The following is a 16248-nucleotide window of genomic DNA, read 5'->3' as shown; positions in this document are numbered from 1 at the left end:
CAGCATGGTTTCAGTCCGCCTTCCCGATGGTTCCGCCCGTGAATTCGACGGCCCGGTCACGGTCGCCCAGGTCGCCGCCAGCATTGGCGCCGGCCTTGCCAAGGCCGCGCTGGCCGGCAAGGTCGACGGCAAGGTGGTCGATACCTCCTTCCTGATCGAGCAGAACGCCGACCTGGCCATCATCACCGACAAGGACCCGGAAGGCCTCGACGTGATCCGCCACTCGACGGCGCACTTGCTGGCCTACGCCGTCAAGTCGCTGTTCCCTGACGCGCAGGTCACCATCGGCCCGGTGATCGAGAATGGCTTCTACTACGACTTCTCGTACAAGCGCCCGTTCACGCCGGACGACCTGGCCGCCATCGAAAAGAAGATGACCGAACTGGCGAAGAAGGACGAGCCGGTGACGCGCCGCGTGCTGCCGCGCGATGAGGCGGTCGACTACTTCAAGTCGATCGGCGAAGCCTACAAGGCCGAGATCATCGCGTCGATCCCTGCCGGCGAGGACGTCTCGCTGTACGCCGAAGGCGGCTTCACGGACCTGTGCCGCGGCCCGCACGTGCCGTCCACGGGCAAGCTGAAAGTGTTCAAGCTGATGAAGCTGGCCGGAGCCTACTGGCGCGGCGACTCGAAGAACGAGATGCTGCAGCGCGTGTATGGCACTGCCTGGGCCAAAAAAGAAGACCAGGAACTCTACCTGCACAACCTGGAAGAGGCGGAAAAGCGCGACCACCGCAAGCTGGGCAAGCAGCTCGACCTGTTCCACTTCCAGGACGAGGCGCCGGGCCTGGTGTTCTGGCATCCGAAAGGCTGGACGATCTGGCAGCAGGTCGAGCAGTACATGCGCACCAAGTACCAGGTCAACGGCTACCAGGAAGTGAAGGCGCCGCAGATCCTCGACCGCACGCTGTGGGAGAAGACGGGTCACTGGGAGAACTACCGCGACAACATGTTCTCGACCGAGTCGGAAAACCGCTCGTATGCGCTGAAGCCGATGAACTGCCCGGGCCATGTGCAAATTTACAACGCCGGCATGAAGAGCTACCGCGACCTGCCGCTGCGCTTCGGCGAGTTCGGCCAGTGCCACCGCAACGAGCCGTCCGGCGCGCTGCACGGCATCATGCGCGTGCGCGGCTTCACGCAGGACGACGGCCACATCTTCTGCACCGAAGAACAGATCGCGCCGGAAGTGATCGCCTTCCACGCGCAGGCGATGGAGGTGTACAAGGACTTCGGCTTCGAGAACATCGACGTGAAGATCGCGCTGCGACCGGACAACCGGATCGGCTCCGATGAGGTGTGGGACGAGGCCGAAGAAGCGCTGCGCGCCGCGCTGCGTTCGTGCGACGTCAAGTGGACCGAGCTGCCGGGCGAGGGCGCCTTCTACGGCCCGAAGATCGAGTACCACCTGAAGGACAGCATCGGCCGCCCATGGCAGGTCGGCACGATGCAGGTCGACTTCTCGATGCCGGGCCGCCTGGGCGCCGAATACGTCGCGATCGATAACTCGCGCAAGGTGCCGGTGATGCTGCACCGCGCGATCGTCGGCTCGATGGAGCGCTTCATCGGCATGCTGATCGAGCACCATGCCGGCGCGATGCCGCTGTGGCTGGCGCCGGTGCAGATTGCAGTGCTGAACATCTCGGACGCGCAGGCCGAATTCACGCAAAATGTCGCGGACCAGTTGCGCAAAGCGGGATTCCGCGTTCACGCTGATTTGCGGAACGAGAAAATAACCTATAAAATACGTGAACATTCCGTCCAAAAACTGCCGTATATCCTGGTGATAGGCGACAAGGAGCGGGATGCCAACACTGTGGCCGTGCGAGCACGTGGCAATGTCGACCTGGGCGTAATGTCCGTCGATGCCCTCGTGGAGCGTCTCAAGCAAGAGATCGCATCCAAAGCTTGATTCAGCGCGGCCGAATCATCAGACTTTTAAAGGAAACACCATAGCTACTGACAAGTCGCATCGCATCAATGGCGAAATCACCGCTCCCGAAATGCGTCTCTCCGGGGTGGAAAACGAGCCGCTCGGCATTGTGAGCCTGGCCGAAGCATTTCGTCTGGCCGAAGAAGCCAACGTCGACCTGGTGGAGATTGCGCCGACCGCGCAGCCACCAGTTTGCCGCCTGATGGACTACGGCAAGTTCAAGTATTCGGAGCAGAAGAAGGCGCACGAAGCGAAGCTGAAGCAGAAGATCATCCAGGTCAAGGAAGTCAAGTTCCGCCCGGGCACCGACGATGGCGACTACGGCATCAAGCTGCGCAACCTGATCAAGTTCCTGGACGAAGGCGACAAGACCAAGATCACGCTGCGTTTCCGCGGCCGCGAGATGGCGCACCAGGACATCGGCTTCCGCATGCTCGAACGCCTGAAGGCCGACCTCGAGCCGTACGGCCAGGTCGAGCAGTTTCCGAAGATGGAAGGCCGCCAGATGATCATGATCCTGTCGCCGAAGAAGAAAAAGATCTAAGATTGCGATACATTTTTCTGGCTTGCCGGTAAAAAACTGTATCGTAACAGCGAAGGCGGGTGAGTCTCTCACTCGCCTTTGTCATTGTGGCCCTTGCCAACTGTCCGGCAAATCGTGCTACAATCACCGGCTTCCCTCCCTCACCGGAAGGAATTATGTGAAAGCAGGCATCTAAGCGCAGCGCGTTGCTGCCACCTGCAATCCTCTACTGGAGCTGTCCGCAAGGACAGAACTACAATGCCTAAAATGAAGACCAAAAGCTCCGCGAAGAAGCGTTTTCGCGTGCGTCCAGGTGGAACCGTTAAATCGGGCCACGCTTTCAAACGTCACATCCTGACCAAGAAAACGACCAAGAGCAAGCGCCAGTTGCGCGGAATCACGAACGTCGACGCCGCGGATGTCAAGTCCGTCATGCGTATGATGCCAACCGCTTAATCTCACTTACAAACTAAGGAGTTACTATGCCTAGAGTAAAACGTGGGGTTACAGCTCGTGCCCGCCATAAAAAAATTCTTGTACAAGCTAAAGGCTACCGTGGTCGCCGCAGCAAGGTATACCGCGTTGCCAAGCAAGCAGTCATGCGCGCTGGCCAATACGCTTACCGCGATCGCCGCAACAAGAAACGCGTCTTCCGCCGCCTGTGGATCGCCCGTATCAACGCCGCTTCCCGTGAGCATGGCGTGACGTACAGCGTATTCATGAACGGCCTGAAGAAGGCAGCTATCGAACTGGACCGTAAAGTCCTGGCCGATATGGCAGTGATGGACAAGCCGGCCTTCGCCGCGATTGTCAACGCCGTCAAGGCAAAGATCGCCGCGTAAGCACGGTCGTTGTCAGCAGCGCCGTCTTCGGACGGCGTGAAAAGAGCGGGGCAAAGGTTCAAACCTGTGCCCCGTTTTTGATTGTGGCGCACCTTTCGCGCCGCGCCAGACAGGAAAAAACAACGCATGGACTCCCTGGAACAACTCGTCGTCACCGCGCAGGCTGACTTTATCGCCGCCGAAGACGCTGCAGCACTGGAAAACGCCAAGGCCAAATATCTGGGCAAGACCGGCCAGATCACCGAACAGATGAAGGGCCTGGGCAAGCTCGACCCGGATCAGAAGAAGGCGCAGGGCGCCCTGATCAACGCCGCCAAGGTGCGGATCGAAACCGCGCTCACCGCGCGCCGCGACGCGCTGGCCAACGCCCAGCTCGAGCAGCGCCTGAACGCCGAAGCCATCGATGTCACGCTGCCGGGCCGCGGCCGTTCGCTCGGCGGCATCCATCCGGTGATGCGCACCTGGGAGCGCGTCGAGGAGATCTTCCGCTCGATCGGTTTCGACGTGGCCGACGGCCCCGAGATCGAAAACGACTGGACCAATTTCACCGCCTTGAACAGCCCCGAGAACCATCCGGCGCGTTCGATGCAGGACACCTTCTACATCGAGGGCAACGACAGCACCGGCAAGCCGCTGCTGCTGCGCACGCACACCAGCCCGATGCAGGTGCGCTACGCGCGCACGCACACGCCGCCGATCAAGGTGATCGCGCCCGGCCGCACCTACCGCGTCGACAGCGATGCTACCCACTCGCCGATGTTCCACCAGGTCGAAGGCCTGTGGATCGCCGAGGACATCTCGTTCGCCGACTTGAAGGGCGTGTACCTGAACTTCGTCAAGGCCTTCTTCGAGACCGACGACCTGCAGGTGCGTTTCCGTCCGTCCTACTTCCCGTTCACCGAGCCGTCGGCCGAAATCGACATCGCGTTCGGCTCCGGTCCGCTCAAGGGCCGCTGGCTCGAAGTGTCGGGCGCCGGCCAGGTGCATCCGACCGTCGTGAAAAACTTCGGCCTCGACCCTGAGAAATTCATCGGCTTCGCGTTCGGCTCCGGCCTCGAGCGCCTGACGATGCTGCGCTACGGGATCAACGACCTGCGCCTGTTCTACGAAGGCGACTTGCGTTTCCTGAAGCAGTTCAACTAATAACCTTTTTCGCAGCAAGGCACGCATATGCAATTTTCCGAAAAGTGGCTCCGCACCATGGTCAATCCGGCGATGACGTCGGATGAACTGTCCCACATGCTCACCATGTCGGGCCTGGAAGTCGAAGAAGTCGAAGCCGTCGCGCCGCCGTTCTCGAACGTGGTTGTGGCCGAAGTGCTGGAAGTGGCCAAGCACCCGAACGCCGATCGCCTGAACGTCTGCCAGGTCGACGTCGGCACCGGCACCATGCTCAACATCGTCTGCGGCGCGCCCAATGTGCGCGCCGGGATGAAGGCGATCTGCGCGATGGCCGGCGCGGTGCTGCCGCCCGGCGCGGACGGCAAGCCGTTCGAGATCAAGGTCGGCGAGCTGCGCGGCGTCGAGTCGCAGGGCATGATGTGCTCCGCCAAGGAGCTGAAGCTGTCGGAAGAGAGCAGCGGCCTGATGGAACTCCCGGCCGATGCGCCGGTCGGCCAGAACATCCGCGACTACCTGTCGTTGAACGACCTCAAATTCACCATCAAGCTGACCCCGAACAAGGCCGACTGCCTGTCGGTGCTGGGCGTGGCGCGCGAAGTGTCGGCGCTGACCGGCACTCCGATGACCTTGCCGGCAACGCGCATCGTGCCGGTCAACGGCGACGAAGTGCTGCCGGTGAAAATCAGCGCGCCGGATCTGTGCGGCCGCTTCACCGGACGCGTCATTCGCGGCCTGAACGCGAAAGCAAAAACGCCGGCGTGGATGGTGCAGCGCCTCGAGCGCAGCGGCCAGCGCTCGGTGTCGGCGCTGGTCGACATCTCGAACTACGTGATGCTCGAAGTGGGCCGTCCGTCGCACGTGTTCGACCTCGACAAGATCCACGGCGGCCTCGATATCCGCTGGGGCATCAAGGGCGAGACGCTGAAGCTCCTGAACGGGAACACGGTGTCGGTGGACGACTGGGTCGGCGTGATCGCCGATAACAACCAGATCGAATCGCTGGCCGGCATCATGGGCGGCGACGCCACCGCCGTCACGCTCGACACCACCAACATCTACCTGGAAGCGGCCTTCTGGTGGCCGAACGCGATCCAGGGCCGCGCACGGCGCTATAACTTTTCGACCGATGCGGCGCACCGCTTCGAGCGCGGGGTCGACTACGCCACCACGGTCGAGCACATCGAGCGCATCACCGCGCTGATCGTCGAGATCTGCGGCACGCAATCGACGGTGGTCGGCCCGGTCGATGACCAGTCGGTCAACCTGCCGGTGCGCTCGCCCGTGGTGCTGCGCACCGCGCGCGCCCAGAAGGTGATCGGCGTGCCCCTGACCGACGACGTCATCGCCGACATCTTCCGTCGCCTCGGCCTCGCGTTCACGCAAGAGCCGGGCCAGTTCGCGGTGAAGGCGCCGTCGTACCGCTTCGACATCGAGATCGAGGAAGACCTGATCGAGGAAGTCGCGCGCGTGTACGGCTTCGAGAACATCCCGGCCAGGCCGCCGGTCGCGGCCAGCGAAATGATCATCGCGCCGGAGCATACCCGCTCGCTGTTCGCGCTGCGCCATCGCATGGCCGACCTGGGCTACCAGGAAGTGGTCAACATGAGCTTCGTCGAATCGCAGTGGGAAACCGACTTCTCCGGAAACGACGACCAGATCAAGCTGCAGAACCCGATCGCCAGCCAGATGAGCGTGATGCGCTCGTCGCTGATCGGCAGCCTGGTGGCCAACGTGCGCTACAACCTGAACCGCAAGGCGGGCAGGGTGCGCATGTTCGAAATCGGCGCCGTGTTCCAGCGCAATCCGTACGCGGTCGACGGCGCGCTGTCGATCGCCGGCTTCGACCAGCCGAAGCGCCTGGCCGCGATGGCCTACGGCCCGGCGTTCGACGAGCAGTGGGGCATGGCCGCGCGCCCGGTCGACTACTTCGACGTCAAGGCCGACCTGGAAGCGATGTTCGCCCCGGTGCCGCTGCGCTTCGTGAAAATCGAGCATCCGGCGCTGCACCCGGGCCGCTCGGCCGCGGTCGAGCTCGACGGCAAGGCCGTCGGCTTCATCGGCGAGCTGCATCCGAAATGGCTGCAGAAGTACGAGCTGGCGCAGGCGCCGGTGCTGTTCGAGGTCGATGTGGTTGCGCTTCAGCAACGCCCAGTCCCGAAGCACGCCGATATTTCGAAGTTCCCTGGCGCGACCCGCGACCTCGCGATGGTGGTCAAAAACAATGTCGCCGCGCAGGATCTGATCGACGCATTTATTGCCGAGAAGCAGGTAAATCCAGCCGGAAACATCGTGCAAGCCATTGTTTTGTTTGATGAATATCGCGGCAAAGGGCTGGAGGCGGACGAAAAAAGTCTTGCTTTCCGCTTTAGCTTGCAAGATACTCAAAGCACCTTGCAGGACGATGTCGTCGACGCGCTGATGGCGGCGATGGCCGACACCGCAAAGCAAAAACACAACGCAACGATGCGCGGCTGATTGCCAAAGAGCAATCGCCAACACATTCGCTAGATATAAGGCAGGGCTGGAAAATTAATAACAACGACGTTGATTCGGCGGTACTTCAATCGGCACTGGCGGCCGACCTGCATAGGGCAATGCTGGTCGCGAAGTCCCGCCAGGAAGCCGAGAAGGACTTGCCGACCCTCACCAAGGCCGAGCTGGCCGAGCTGCTGTTCGAGCAGGTCGGGCTGAACAAGCGCGAAGCCAAGGACATGGTCGAGACTTTCTTCGACGAGATCCGCAATGCGCTCGAGCGCGGCGAGGCGGTCAAGCTGTCGGGCTTCGGCAACTTCCAGCTGCGCGACAAGCCGCAGCGGCCGGGCCGCAATCCGAAGACCGGCGAGGAGATTCCAATCACCGCGCGCCGCGTCGTCACCTTCCACGCGAGCCAGAAACTCAAGGGCATGGTCGAAGCGACCAGTCCGCTCGCCAAGGCCGCCTGATAATCCATGAACGATCGCTTGAGCAAGACCGATCTCGCCGTGCTGCCGCCGATTCCGGCCAAGCGCTACTTCACCATCGGCGAAGTGAGCGAACTGTGCGGCGTGAAGCCGCACGTGCTGCGCTATTGGGAACAGGAATTCACCCAGCTAAAGCCGGTCAAACGGCGCGGCAACCGGCGCTACTACCAGCACCATGAAGTGCTGCTGATCCGCCGCATCCGCGAGCTGCTGTACGAGCAGGGCTTCACCATCAGCGGCGCGCGCAACAAGCTCGACAGCCGTGGCGCCGCCGAGCCGTCCTTCAGCGACGAGGCGGACGAGCGCTTCGACGGCGCCGCGCCGGACGCCGACACCGGCCTGATCCGCGCCGAGCTGGTCGCGCTGCTGGCGCTGCTCGAACGGGGCGTGTAAGCGGGTCGCGCAAGCGGCTGTTACACTTGCCCACGGGGTGATAGAATATTGTTATTGTAGTGTTGCTGACCCAACGCATGCGAAGTACCGGGCCTTAAGAACGCACCGGACTCTTTCCTGGCTCAGGAAAAATTAAGGGAAGACAATGATACGCGTTGCCATTTGTGACGACCACCAGATTGTAAGAGCAGGTTTCAAGCAGATTTTTTCGACCTCGGGCGATGATTTCACCGTCGTCGCCGAAGGCGCAACGGGGCGCGAGGCGCTCGACATCGCGCGCCGCGAGATTTGCGACGTGCTGTTGCTCGATATCGCCATGCCCGACCAGAGCGGCATCGACATCCTGCGCACCATCCGCCAGGGCCAGCCGAACCTGCCGGTGCTGATCCTGTCCGGCTATCCGGCGCAGCAGTACGCACTGAACCTGTTCAAGATGGGCGCCAACGGCTACCTGAACAAGGAATGCGAAGCCGACGAACTCAAGACCGCCGTGCGCACCGTGTACCAGGGCCGTCGCTACGTCTCCTCGACCGTCGGCGAACTGCTGGCGCAAAGTTTCGATCGCGATCCGAACACCGCCTTGCACACCGAACTGTCGGACCGCGAGTTCCAGGTGTTCCTGCGCCTTGCCAAGGGCGCGACCGTGTCGGACATCGGCGTGGCGCTGTCGCTGTCGATCAAGACGGTGTCGACTTACCGCACCCGCATCATGGAAAAGATGGGCCTGCAGTCGAACAGCGACCTGACCTATTACGCCATGAAAAACAACCTGCTCGACTAAGCAGGCGAGACGGCGCTGCCGGCCAATCTGGCCGCGCACGCGCCGATTCCTCGGTCTATAATGCCAGCAGAGAGGCTCTGCCGCGTGAAAGGACTCCGAGGATGTACTTCACCACCGATTCCGCACTGAAACCCGGCCTGCCGTTCTACAAGACGATGCTTTGCCTCGTCTGCGTGCTGGTCCTGATCGTCAACGGGTTCAGCCTCGCGCACAACCTCCAGTCCCTCAAGGGCGCCAACGAGATGCAGAGCCAGAGCGCGCGCGTCGGCGAAAAAGTCCAGTACCTCAACGTGCTCGTGATGGATGCCGAAAACAGCCTGCGCGGCTATTTCCTGTCCGGCTCCGAAAGCTACCTCGGCCCGATGCGCACCGCGCGCGCAGAGATCGACGCCCAGTTCAGCCAGTTGCGCGCGCTGCTGGCCGACAGCCCGGCGCAGCTGAAGAACCTCGAACAATTGCGCACGCTGGTCAACCGCAAGCTGGCCGGCATGGACCAGACCCTGGCCGTGTACAAGGTCGGCGGCCTGGCCGACATCGTCAAGATCGCCGAGACGGCCGACAGCAAGTCGATGATGGACGAGATCCGCCTGCAGGTGATGATCATCGCGCGCGAACAGCACGACCTGCTGGCCGCGCGCGGCGCCGCCTTCTACAAGGAGTACCAGAACGCGGTGGTGCTCGGCATCGGCATCAACCTGGTTGCGATCCTCGTGATCCTGCTGTTTTACCGCCTGATCCGCCGCAGCTTTTTTTCGCGCGTGGTGGCGCAGCGCGCCCTGCAGAACGCCAACGACACGCTCGAATCGATGGTGGCGCTGCGCACCGAGCAGCTGTCGGTGCTGTCGCGCCACCTGATCAGCGTGTCGGAAGACGAGAAGGCGCGCCTCGCGCGCGAACTGCACGACGAGATGGGCGCGAACCTGACCGCCATCAGCATCGACATCAACGCCGTCGCCGAGCGGCTCAAGCCGGAACACGCGCCGCTGGCGGCGATGCTCGAGCGCGCCCGCGCGACGCTGGTCGACACGGTGCAGCTGAAACGCCGCATCGTCGAGAACCTGCGTCCCAGCCTGCTCGACCACCTGGGTCTGGCGGCCGCGCTGCACAGTTATTGCGTCGAATACGCGCAGCTGACCGGGCTCGATTGCGAGGCGCTGGTCGACGGCGAGGTCGATGCCGCGGGCCCGATGCAGTCGATCGCGGTGTTCCGCATCGTCCAGGAAGCCTTGAACAACGTGGCCAAATACGCCGGTGCGCGCCACGTGATCGTGCACCTGGTGCGCGAAGGCGACGGACTGCTGCTCGAAGTGATCGACGACGGGGTGGGGATTTCGCAGGACGCGGCGCGGGAACCGAAGTCGCATGGCTTGCTGGGGATGCGCGAGCGCGCCTTGCTGCTGGGGGGAAGTTTGTGCGTCAAGCGCGGCGTCAACGACGTCGGCACTTGCGTGGAAGCGACGATACCGCTGGCCGATCCGGGAACGACGATGCCTTACACGGCGCCGGACTTGCCGGCGCCGCCTGAATCAATTAACGCGCCGCCACATCTTCCAGCAGGCGGTCATATTCCGTCTTCGCTACCTTGTAGCACTCGCCCGCATATTCCTCAAGACCTTGACGGTCAATTACGGTGATGTTGCCGCGGCGGTAGGTGATCAGGCCGTCTTCCTGCAGCTTGCCGGCCGCTGCCGTGATGCTTTCGCGGCGCACGCCCAGCATGATCGAGATCAGCTCTTGCGTGACCTTCAGTTCGTTCGATGGCGAGCGGTCCAGGCGGTCGAGCAGCCAGCGGCACAGCTTCTGTTCGATCGAGCTGTGGCGGCCGCCGACGGCGTTCTGGGCCATCTGGGCGAACAGCGCGTTCGTGTAGCGCATCAGGAGCTGGGGCAGGGCGCCGCCCTGGTTGAAGGCGTCGCGCAGGAACTGTGCCTTGAGGCGGTAGCCGTAGCCGGCGCTCTGGACCACGGCGCTGCAGGTGGCGCGCTCGCCCATGAACAGCGACATGCCGCAGACGCCTTCATGGCCGATCACGGCGATTTCGGTGGTGGCGCCGTCTTCCATCACGTACAGCAGGGAGACGATCGCGGTGGTCGGGAAGTAGACGTTTTCCAGCTTGCTGCCGCACTCGAACAGCTCCTTGCCGAACGGCAGGGCAACCAGTTCCAGGTGCTCGAACAGCTTTTCCAGGTCTTGCCGTGGCAGTGCGGCGAGCAATTCGTTCTGCTGCGTGCCGCTATAGCTGACCACCGGTTTCGACCCAACTTTGAATTCCGGCGTGGCGCCAGGAATCTGGTTTACCGATTGTGCCTTCTGAGCGGTACCAAGTTGAGTGCTGTTCATTTTTATCCTCTTTATCTCTTCATTACTTCAGGACGATTCTGGCGCTGTTTTGTTTGCCGATCGCGATGTAAGAAGATTAAAGGTTTGGTCTGTTGGCGAACATAAGATTAGCAGTCGCCCCTGTGTAGGCTGGCAGCATAACGCGTTGTAAGCCCAGTCCTACTAGAGCAGCCCAGCCTTCCCCCGGGGAAGAGTTGGGAACGAGAACGGTTATGCCGCATAATGAGCGCTTTCATGCCACCTCTTATATAGCGCCCATGCACGTTCTCCTGGTCGAAGACGACGCGGTCCTGGCCGACGGGCTGTCCCGTACCCTGCAAGCCCACGGCATGCGCGTCGAGGTGCTCGGCAACGGCCTCTACGCCGACGCCGCGCTGCAGGCGACCGAGGCGGCAGTCGCCGTGCTCGACATCGGCCTGCCCGGCATCGACGGTTTCGAAGTGGTGCGGCGCCTGCGCGAGCGCGGCAGCGCTTTGCCGGTGCTCCTGCTGACCGCGCGCGACGCCGTCGAAGACCGCGTGCGCGGCCTCGAGACCGGCGCCGACGACTACCTGGTCAAGCCCTTCGCCACCGCCGAACTGGTGGCGCGCATCAAGGCGCTGGCGCGCCGCAACGCGCCGCCGCCGGCGCTGCTGGCGTTCGGCGCGCTTCGCCTCGACACGGGAGCGCGCCGCGCGCGCATCGGCGAACGCATCATCGACCTGTCGGTGCGCGAATGGGCGGTGCTCGAATACCTGCTGCAGCACGCCGGCCGCGTGGTGTCGAAGCAGCAGATCATCGACGCGATCCTGCCGTGGGGCGAAGACGTCACCCTGAACGCGGTCGAGGTGTATATCTCGCGGCTGCGCCTGAAGATCGCCGACGCCGGCGTCACCATCCGCACCATCCGCGGCTTCGGCTACATGGTCGAGCAGGGCGCATGACCAGTATCCGGGTGCGCCTGCTGCAATGGCTGATCGGCCCGATCCTGGTGCTCAACCTGGCCGGCGCCAGCCTGGCTTACCTGCTGGCCTGGATTCCCGCCCAGCAGGCGTTCGACCAGGCCATCGGCGACGCCGCCGCGGCGCTGGCCGCGCGCCTGGTCGCCGGCCCCGGCGGCGTGACGCTCGACCTGCCGCAGCCGGCCGAGCAATTGCTGCGGGCCGACCCCAACGACGCCCTCTATTTTGTGGTGCGGGGCGCCGACGGCCGGCTGGTCGCGGGCGACGCCGATTTCCCGGCGCTGGCGGCCGGGACCTTCGACGCCGCCATGCGCGGCGAAGCGGTGCGGGTGGCCCAGCGCAGCGCGCGCGTGGGCGCCGAGACGGTGCAGGTGGCGGTGGCCAAGACCGTGCGCCAGCGCCGCCTGATGCGCGCGGCCACGGTGCGCGCGATGGTGCCGCTGGCGCTGCTGTTTACCGCCGCGCTGGTCGGCCTGGCCTGGTTCTCGGCCAGCCGCGCATTATTGCCGCTGCGGCGCATGCGCAGCAACCTGAATGGGCGCGACGGCCAGGACCTGACCCCGATCGACGCCGACGTGCCGTACGAACTGGCCCCGGTGGTGAACTCCTTCAACGGACTGCTCGGCAAGGTGGAGGCGGGCGCGCGCGCCGAGCACGACTTCCTGGCCGACGTTGCCCACCAGCTGCGCACGCCGCTGGCCGGCATCCAGCTGCAGCTCGAGTGGATGGCCGCGCGCCATGGCGCCGACCCGGAATCGGCGCGCTCGCTAAGCCTGATGCAGCTGGCGACGGCGCGCATGATTCGCCAGACCAACCAGCTGCTGTCGCTGGCCCGGGCCGAGCCGAGCCGCTTCGAGCGCAAGCGCCTCGAAACCATCGACCTGGCGCAGCTGGTGCAGGAATCGGTCCAGCATTTCGTCGAACAGGCGGGGGCAAAGTCCATCGACCTCGGCTTCGAGCTGGGCAGCGCACCGGTCAAGGGCGACCGCTTCCTGCTGCGCGACCTGGTCGACAACCTGATCGACAACGCGCTGCGCTACACGCCGGCCGGCGGCGCGGTGACGGTCAGCTGCGGCCATGACGGCGGCCGGCCCGGCAAGGGCTGGCTGGTGGTCGAGGATTCCGGCCCCGGGATTCCGGCCGCCAGCCGCGAGCGGGTATTCGCGCGCCACGTGCGGCTCGACGTCCAGACCGAAGGCAGCGGCCTGGGCCTGGCGATCGTGCGCGACATCGCCACCGCCCACGGCGCCCGGGTGGCGATCGACGAGCGTCCCGGCGGCGGCGCACAGTTCCTGGTGCGCTTTCCGCCCGTCGCCTAGGCTCTTGTTGCCCTAAAACATCATTGTCAGCATTTTGTCAGGAATTACTCAGGATCGCGTCAGCTTTCTCGTCTATTATTGCGCTAAAGAAATATTAACCCGCACGACAATCCGGCGCCGGCACGCCGCTTGTTTTCAACGGAAAGCACGCAATGAAGCGAACCCTATTCAAGCCAGCGCGCGGTTTCACCCTGATCGAGGTGATGGTCACCGTGGCCATTATCGGCATCCTGGCGGCGGTGGCGCTGCCGGCCTACGGCAGGTACGTGGTGCGCGCCAAGCGCGCCGAGGCCCAGGCCGTCATGCTCGACATCGCCAACCGCGAGGAGCAGTTCCTGCTCGCCAACCGGGTGTACGCCGACAAGGCCACCCTGGTGGCGAACGGCTGGGCGCTGCCGGCGCGGGTCGCGGCCAATTACAGCTACGATGTGACCATCGCCACCGATCCGGCGCCGACCTACCTGATCACTTTCACCGGCACCGGCGGCCAGGCCGCCGACGGCGTCCTGACCCTGTCGAGCACCGGCGCCCGCACGCCGGCGGCCAACTGGTAGCCATGATGACGCTCCATCCTCCGGCGCGCCAGCGCGGTACCTCGATGATCGAGGTGCTGGTCACCATCGTCGTGCTGGCCGTCGGCCTGCTGGGCCTGGCCGGGCTGCAGGCGCGCCTGCACTTGTCCGAGATGGAAGCCTACCAGCGCGCCCAGGCCATGATCCTGCTCGACGACATGGCCAACCGGCTGTCAGCCAACCGCAATTTCGCCGCCGATTACGTCACCGGCGCCACCAGCGCCCTCGGCGCCGGCATGAGCTGCCCGTCGGCCACGGCCACGCTGCAGCAGAACGACGCGCGCGAATGGTGCAGCGCGCTGCAGGGCGCCGCCGAAAAACTCAACACCAACAAGGTCGGCAACATGATCGGCGGGCGCGGCTGCATCGAATCGATCAACAGCAACGAATACCTCGTCACCGTCGCCTGGCAGGGCATGGCCGCCGTGTCGGCGCCGCCGGCCAGCGTCGCATGCGGCAAGGACGCCTACAACGGCGCCGCCGGCTCGAGCTGCGTCAGCGACCGCTGCCGCCGCGCCGTCACCACCATCGTCCGCATCGCTCCGCTATGACCCGCCACTCCTTCGCACGCCGCCTGCAGCGCGGCTTCTCGGTGGTCGAACTGATGATCTCGATCACCATCGGCCTGCTGATCCTGGTCGCGCTGTCGGCGATGTTCGTCAATATCTCCGGCTCCAACAACGAGATGGCGAAATCGAACAGCCAGATCGAGAACGGCCGCTTCGCCATCCAGCTGCTCGAAAGCGACCTCGTGCACGCCGGTTTCTGGGGCACCTTCGTGCCGCAGTTCGACGACGTCAACTGGGGCGGCACCCCCGGCGACACGCCGTCGGCGCCGCCCGATCCCTGCCTGGCGTACAGCGCTTCCAACTGGACCGGCGATTACCTCAACGCCCTGATCGGCATCCCCCTGCAAAGCAGCGACGCCGCCCCGGGCACCTGCACGCTGACCGACAAGAAGGCCTCGACCGACGTGCTGGTGGTGCGCCACGCCTCCACCTGCGTGACCGGCACGAGCGGCTGCGACACCGACGTCAGCGGCAAGATGTATTTCCAGTCCTCGCTGTGCACCAGCGCGGCCGCTGGCCAAGTCCAGCCGGCCGGCAATACCGCACTGACGATTGCGCTGGCGCCGGCGGCTCCTTCGAACACCACCTCGGCCTCCAACAACGCCTATGTCGGCATGACGGTGCGCATCGTGTCCGGCGCGGGGGCGGGCCAGAGCCGCACCATCAGCGCCTACAACGGCGCCACCGGTGTCGCCACCGTCTCCGCTTCGTGGAGTCCGCTGCCGGACTCGACCTCGACCTACGCGATCGCCGAGGACGTGCTGGGCACCAGCGGCTTCACGCTGCACAATCGCGGCGCCGACTGCTCGACCGCCGCGACGGCGGACAAGCGCAAATTCGTCTCCACCATGTACTACGTGCGGACCTGGTCCAACGCCAGCGGCGACGGCATTCCGACCCTGGTGCGGTCCTCGTTCGACCCGGGCGCGACGGTCGCGCTGTCGCACCAGCCGGCCGAAGCACTGGTCGAAGGCGTCGAAGGCTTCGCCGTGGAAATCGGCATCGACAACAAGGTCACGCGCTGCGGCCTGAATACCGCGGTCGCGCTTGGCGCGGCGGTGACCAAGGTCGACCCGGCCACCTGCGCGGCGAACACCGATCCTGTGCGCAACACGCTGCCGACCAACCGCGGCGACGGCAATCCCGACCTGTACGTGCGCTGCACCACGGCGTCGCCTTGCACGGCGGACCAGCTGGCGAACGCGGTCGCGGCCAAGTTCTACGTATTGGTACGTAATACCGAAGCGACGCCTGGCTTCACCGACACCAAGACCTACTGCATGGCCTCGGTGCAGAGCGACGGCACCTGTCCCAGCGTGCTGGGCCCGTTTAACGACCATTACAAACGCCATCTGTTCGCCAACACAGTGCGCCTGACCACGATTTCAGGGCGCCGGGAGACCTCGCAATGAAGACCATCCGCAAGCCCGCCGACCAGCACGGCGCGGTGCTGATCGTCGGCATGATCATGCTGGTGCTCATCACGCTGACCGTCACGATGGCCTTTCGCTTCAGCACCTCGAACCTGAAGGCGGTGGGCAATATGCAGTCGCGCAACGAGGCGCTGGCGGCCGGCAACAAGGCGCTCGAACAGGTGGTCGGCTCGTGGGACTTCAGCAGTACGCCGACGCCCGACCATATCGACGTCGACATCGACAACAACGGCGTCACCGATTACACGGTCGAAGTGGCGGCGCCGGTCTGCATCAAGGCCACCGCGACCACCGCGTCGGGCGACGCCGGCAGCGACTGCGTCACCAACCTCGACGGCTCGACCGTCTGCGCCAGCACCGCGGTGACCAAGGTGTACTCGGTGGTATGGGACGTGGCCGCCTCGTCCACCGGCAAGGGCACGCAAGTGCGCTTGCACCAGGGCATCAGCCGGACGATCTCGCAAGCGCAGTGCGATGTCGCTTGTCCACCAGCGGCCGGCACGCCGTGCGCCTGATCTTA

Annotated in this window: 17 protein-coding genes; 16 read left to right on the top strand and 1 reads right to left on the bottom strand. The window is 64.3% G+C overall.

Annotation, left to right across the window (positions count from 1 at the left end; genetic code table 11):
• Nucleotides 1-4 precede the first annotated feature (4 nt).
• The 10 genes from thrS (at nt 5) to AC1D02_RS12760 (ending at nt 10188) form a co-directional block, all read left to right on the top strand.
• Nucleotides 5-1912 (top strand): threonine--tRNA ligase, encoded by a 1908-nt coding sequence (gene thrS, locus AC1D02_RS12805; protein WP_477317372.1) that lies wholly within the window; start codon nt 5-7, stop codon nt 1910-1912.
• A gap of 40 nt (nt 1913-1952) precedes the next feature.
• Complete coding sequence (gene infC / locus AC1D02_RS12800; protein ID WP_477317895.1) at nt 1953-2477, top strand: translation initiation factor IF-3; 525 nt, start codon at nt 1953-1955, stop codon at nt 2475-2477.
• Nucleotides 2478-2714: 237 nt separating this feature from the next.
• Nucleotides 2715-2912, top strand: a complete 198-nt coding sequence (rpmI, locus tag AC1D02_RS12795; RefSeq protein ID WP_099416965.1) for a 50S ribosomal protein L35 — start codon at nt 2715-2717, stop codon at nt 2910-2912.
• Between the two features lie 26 nt (nt 2913-2938).
• On the top strand, nt 2939-3298 hold the full coding sequence (gene rplT / locus AC1D02_RS12790; RefSeq protein WP_305511629.1) for a 50S ribosomal protein L20: 360 nt from the start codon (nt 2939-2941) through the stop codon (nt 3296-3298).
• Between the two features lie 126 nt (nt 3299-3424).
• On the top strand, nt 3425-4441 hold the full coding sequence (gene pheS, locus AC1D02_RS12785) for a phenylalanine--tRNA ligase subunit alpha (protein WP_477317369.1): 1017 nt from the start codon (nt 3425-3427) through the stop codon (nt 4439-4441).
• Nucleotides 4442-4468: 27 nt separating this feature from the next.
• Nucleotides 4469-6895, top strand: a complete 2427-nt coding sequence (pheT, locus tag AC1D02_RS12780) for a phenylalanine--tRNA ligase subunit beta (RefSeq protein WP_477317367.1) — start codon at nt 4469-4471, stop codon at nt 6893-6895.
• A gap of 119 nt (nt 6896-7014) precedes the next feature.
• Nucleotides 7015-7362, top strand: coding sequence for an integration host factor subunit alpha (locus AC1D02_RS12775; protein WP_477317365.1), 348 nt, complete (start codon nt 7015-7017; stop codon nt 7360-7362).
• 6 nt (nt 7363-7368) lie between these two features.
• The gene (locus tag AC1D02_RS12770) at nt 7369-7773 is read left to right on the top strand and encodes a MerR family transcriptional regulator (RefSeq protein WP_477317363.1); all 405 of its coding nucleotides are present in this window, start codon (nt 7369-7371) and stop codon (nt 7771-7773) included.
• A 145-nt stretch (nt 7774-7918) separates the two neighbouring features.
• Entirely contained in the window at nt 7919-8554 is a 636-nt protein-coding gene (locus AC1D02_RS12765) for a response regulator (RefSeq protein ID WP_305511621.1), read from the top strand.
• A gap of 101 nt (nt 8555-8655) precedes the next feature.
• A complete protein-coding gene (locus AC1D02_RS12760) occupies nt 8656-10188 on the top strand; it encodes a sensor histidine kinase (protein ID WP_477317360.1) in 1533 nt (510 codons plus the stop codon).
• On the opposite strand, the gene AC1D02_RS12755 is transcribed toward AC1D02_RS12760, so the two are convergent.
• On the bottom strand, nt 10085-10894 hold the full coding sequence (locus AC1D02_RS12755) for a Crp/Fnr family transcriptional regulator (protein WP_477317358.1): 810 nt from the start codon (nt 10892-10894) through the stop codon (nt 10085-10087). The two genes, AC1D02_RS12760 and AC1D02_RS12755, sit on opposite strands and share 104 nt — an antisense overlap.
• A gap of 257 nt (nt 10895-11151) precedes the next feature.
• On the opposite strand from AC1D02_RS12755, the gene AC1D02_RS12750 reads away from it, so the two are divergent.
• From AC1D02_RS12750 to AC1D02_RS12725, 6 genes are all read left to right on the top strand, one after another.
• Nucleotides 11152-11817, top strand: coding sequence for a response regulator transcription factor (locus AC1D02_RS12750; protein ID WP_477317356.1), 666 nt, complete (start codon nt 11152-11154; stop codon nt 11815-11817).
• Nucleotides 11814-13154 (top strand): sensor histidine kinase, encoded by a 1341-nt coding sequence (locus AC1D02_RS12745; protein WP_477317354.1) that lies wholly within the window; start codon nt 11814-11816, stop codon nt 13152-13154. Before AC1D02_RS12750 ends, AC1D02_RS12745 begins: the two co-directional genes overlap by 4 nt.
• Before the next feature lie 152 nt (nt 13155-13306).
• Nucleotides 13307-13708 carry a type IV pilin protein gene (locus AC1D02_RS12740; protein WP_477317352.1) on the top strand — a complete coding sequence of 134 codons (402 nt, stop codon included), beginning with the start codon at nt 13307-13309 and terminating at the stop codon, nt 13706-13708.
• 2 nt (nt 13709-13710) lie between these two features.
• A complete protein-coding gene (gene pilV / locus AC1D02_RS12735; protein ID WP_477317350.1) occupies nt 13711-14277 on the top strand; it encodes a type IV pilus modification protein PilV in 567 nt (188 codons plus the stop codon).
• Nucleotides 14274-15707, top strand: a complete 1434-nt coding sequence (locus tag AC1D02_RS12730; protein ID WP_477317348.1) for a PilW family protein — start codon at nt 14274-14276, stop codon at nt 15705-15707. Before pilV ends, AC1D02_RS12730 begins: the two co-directional genes overlap by 4 nt.
• Nucleotides 15704-16243, top strand: a complete 540-nt coding sequence (locus AC1D02_RS12725; protein WP_477317346.1) for a pilus assembly PilX family protein — start codon at nt 15704-15706, stop codon at nt 16241-16243. The genes AC1D02_RS12730 and AC1D02_RS12725 overlap by 4 nt, the downstream gene beginning before the upstream one ends.
• The last annotated feature ends 5 nt before the right edge of the window (nt 16244-16248 follow it).

Source organism: Massilia sp. P1_C10 (assembly GCF_056406475.1).
This window is presented reverse-complemented; position numbering and strand designations above follow the sequence as displayed.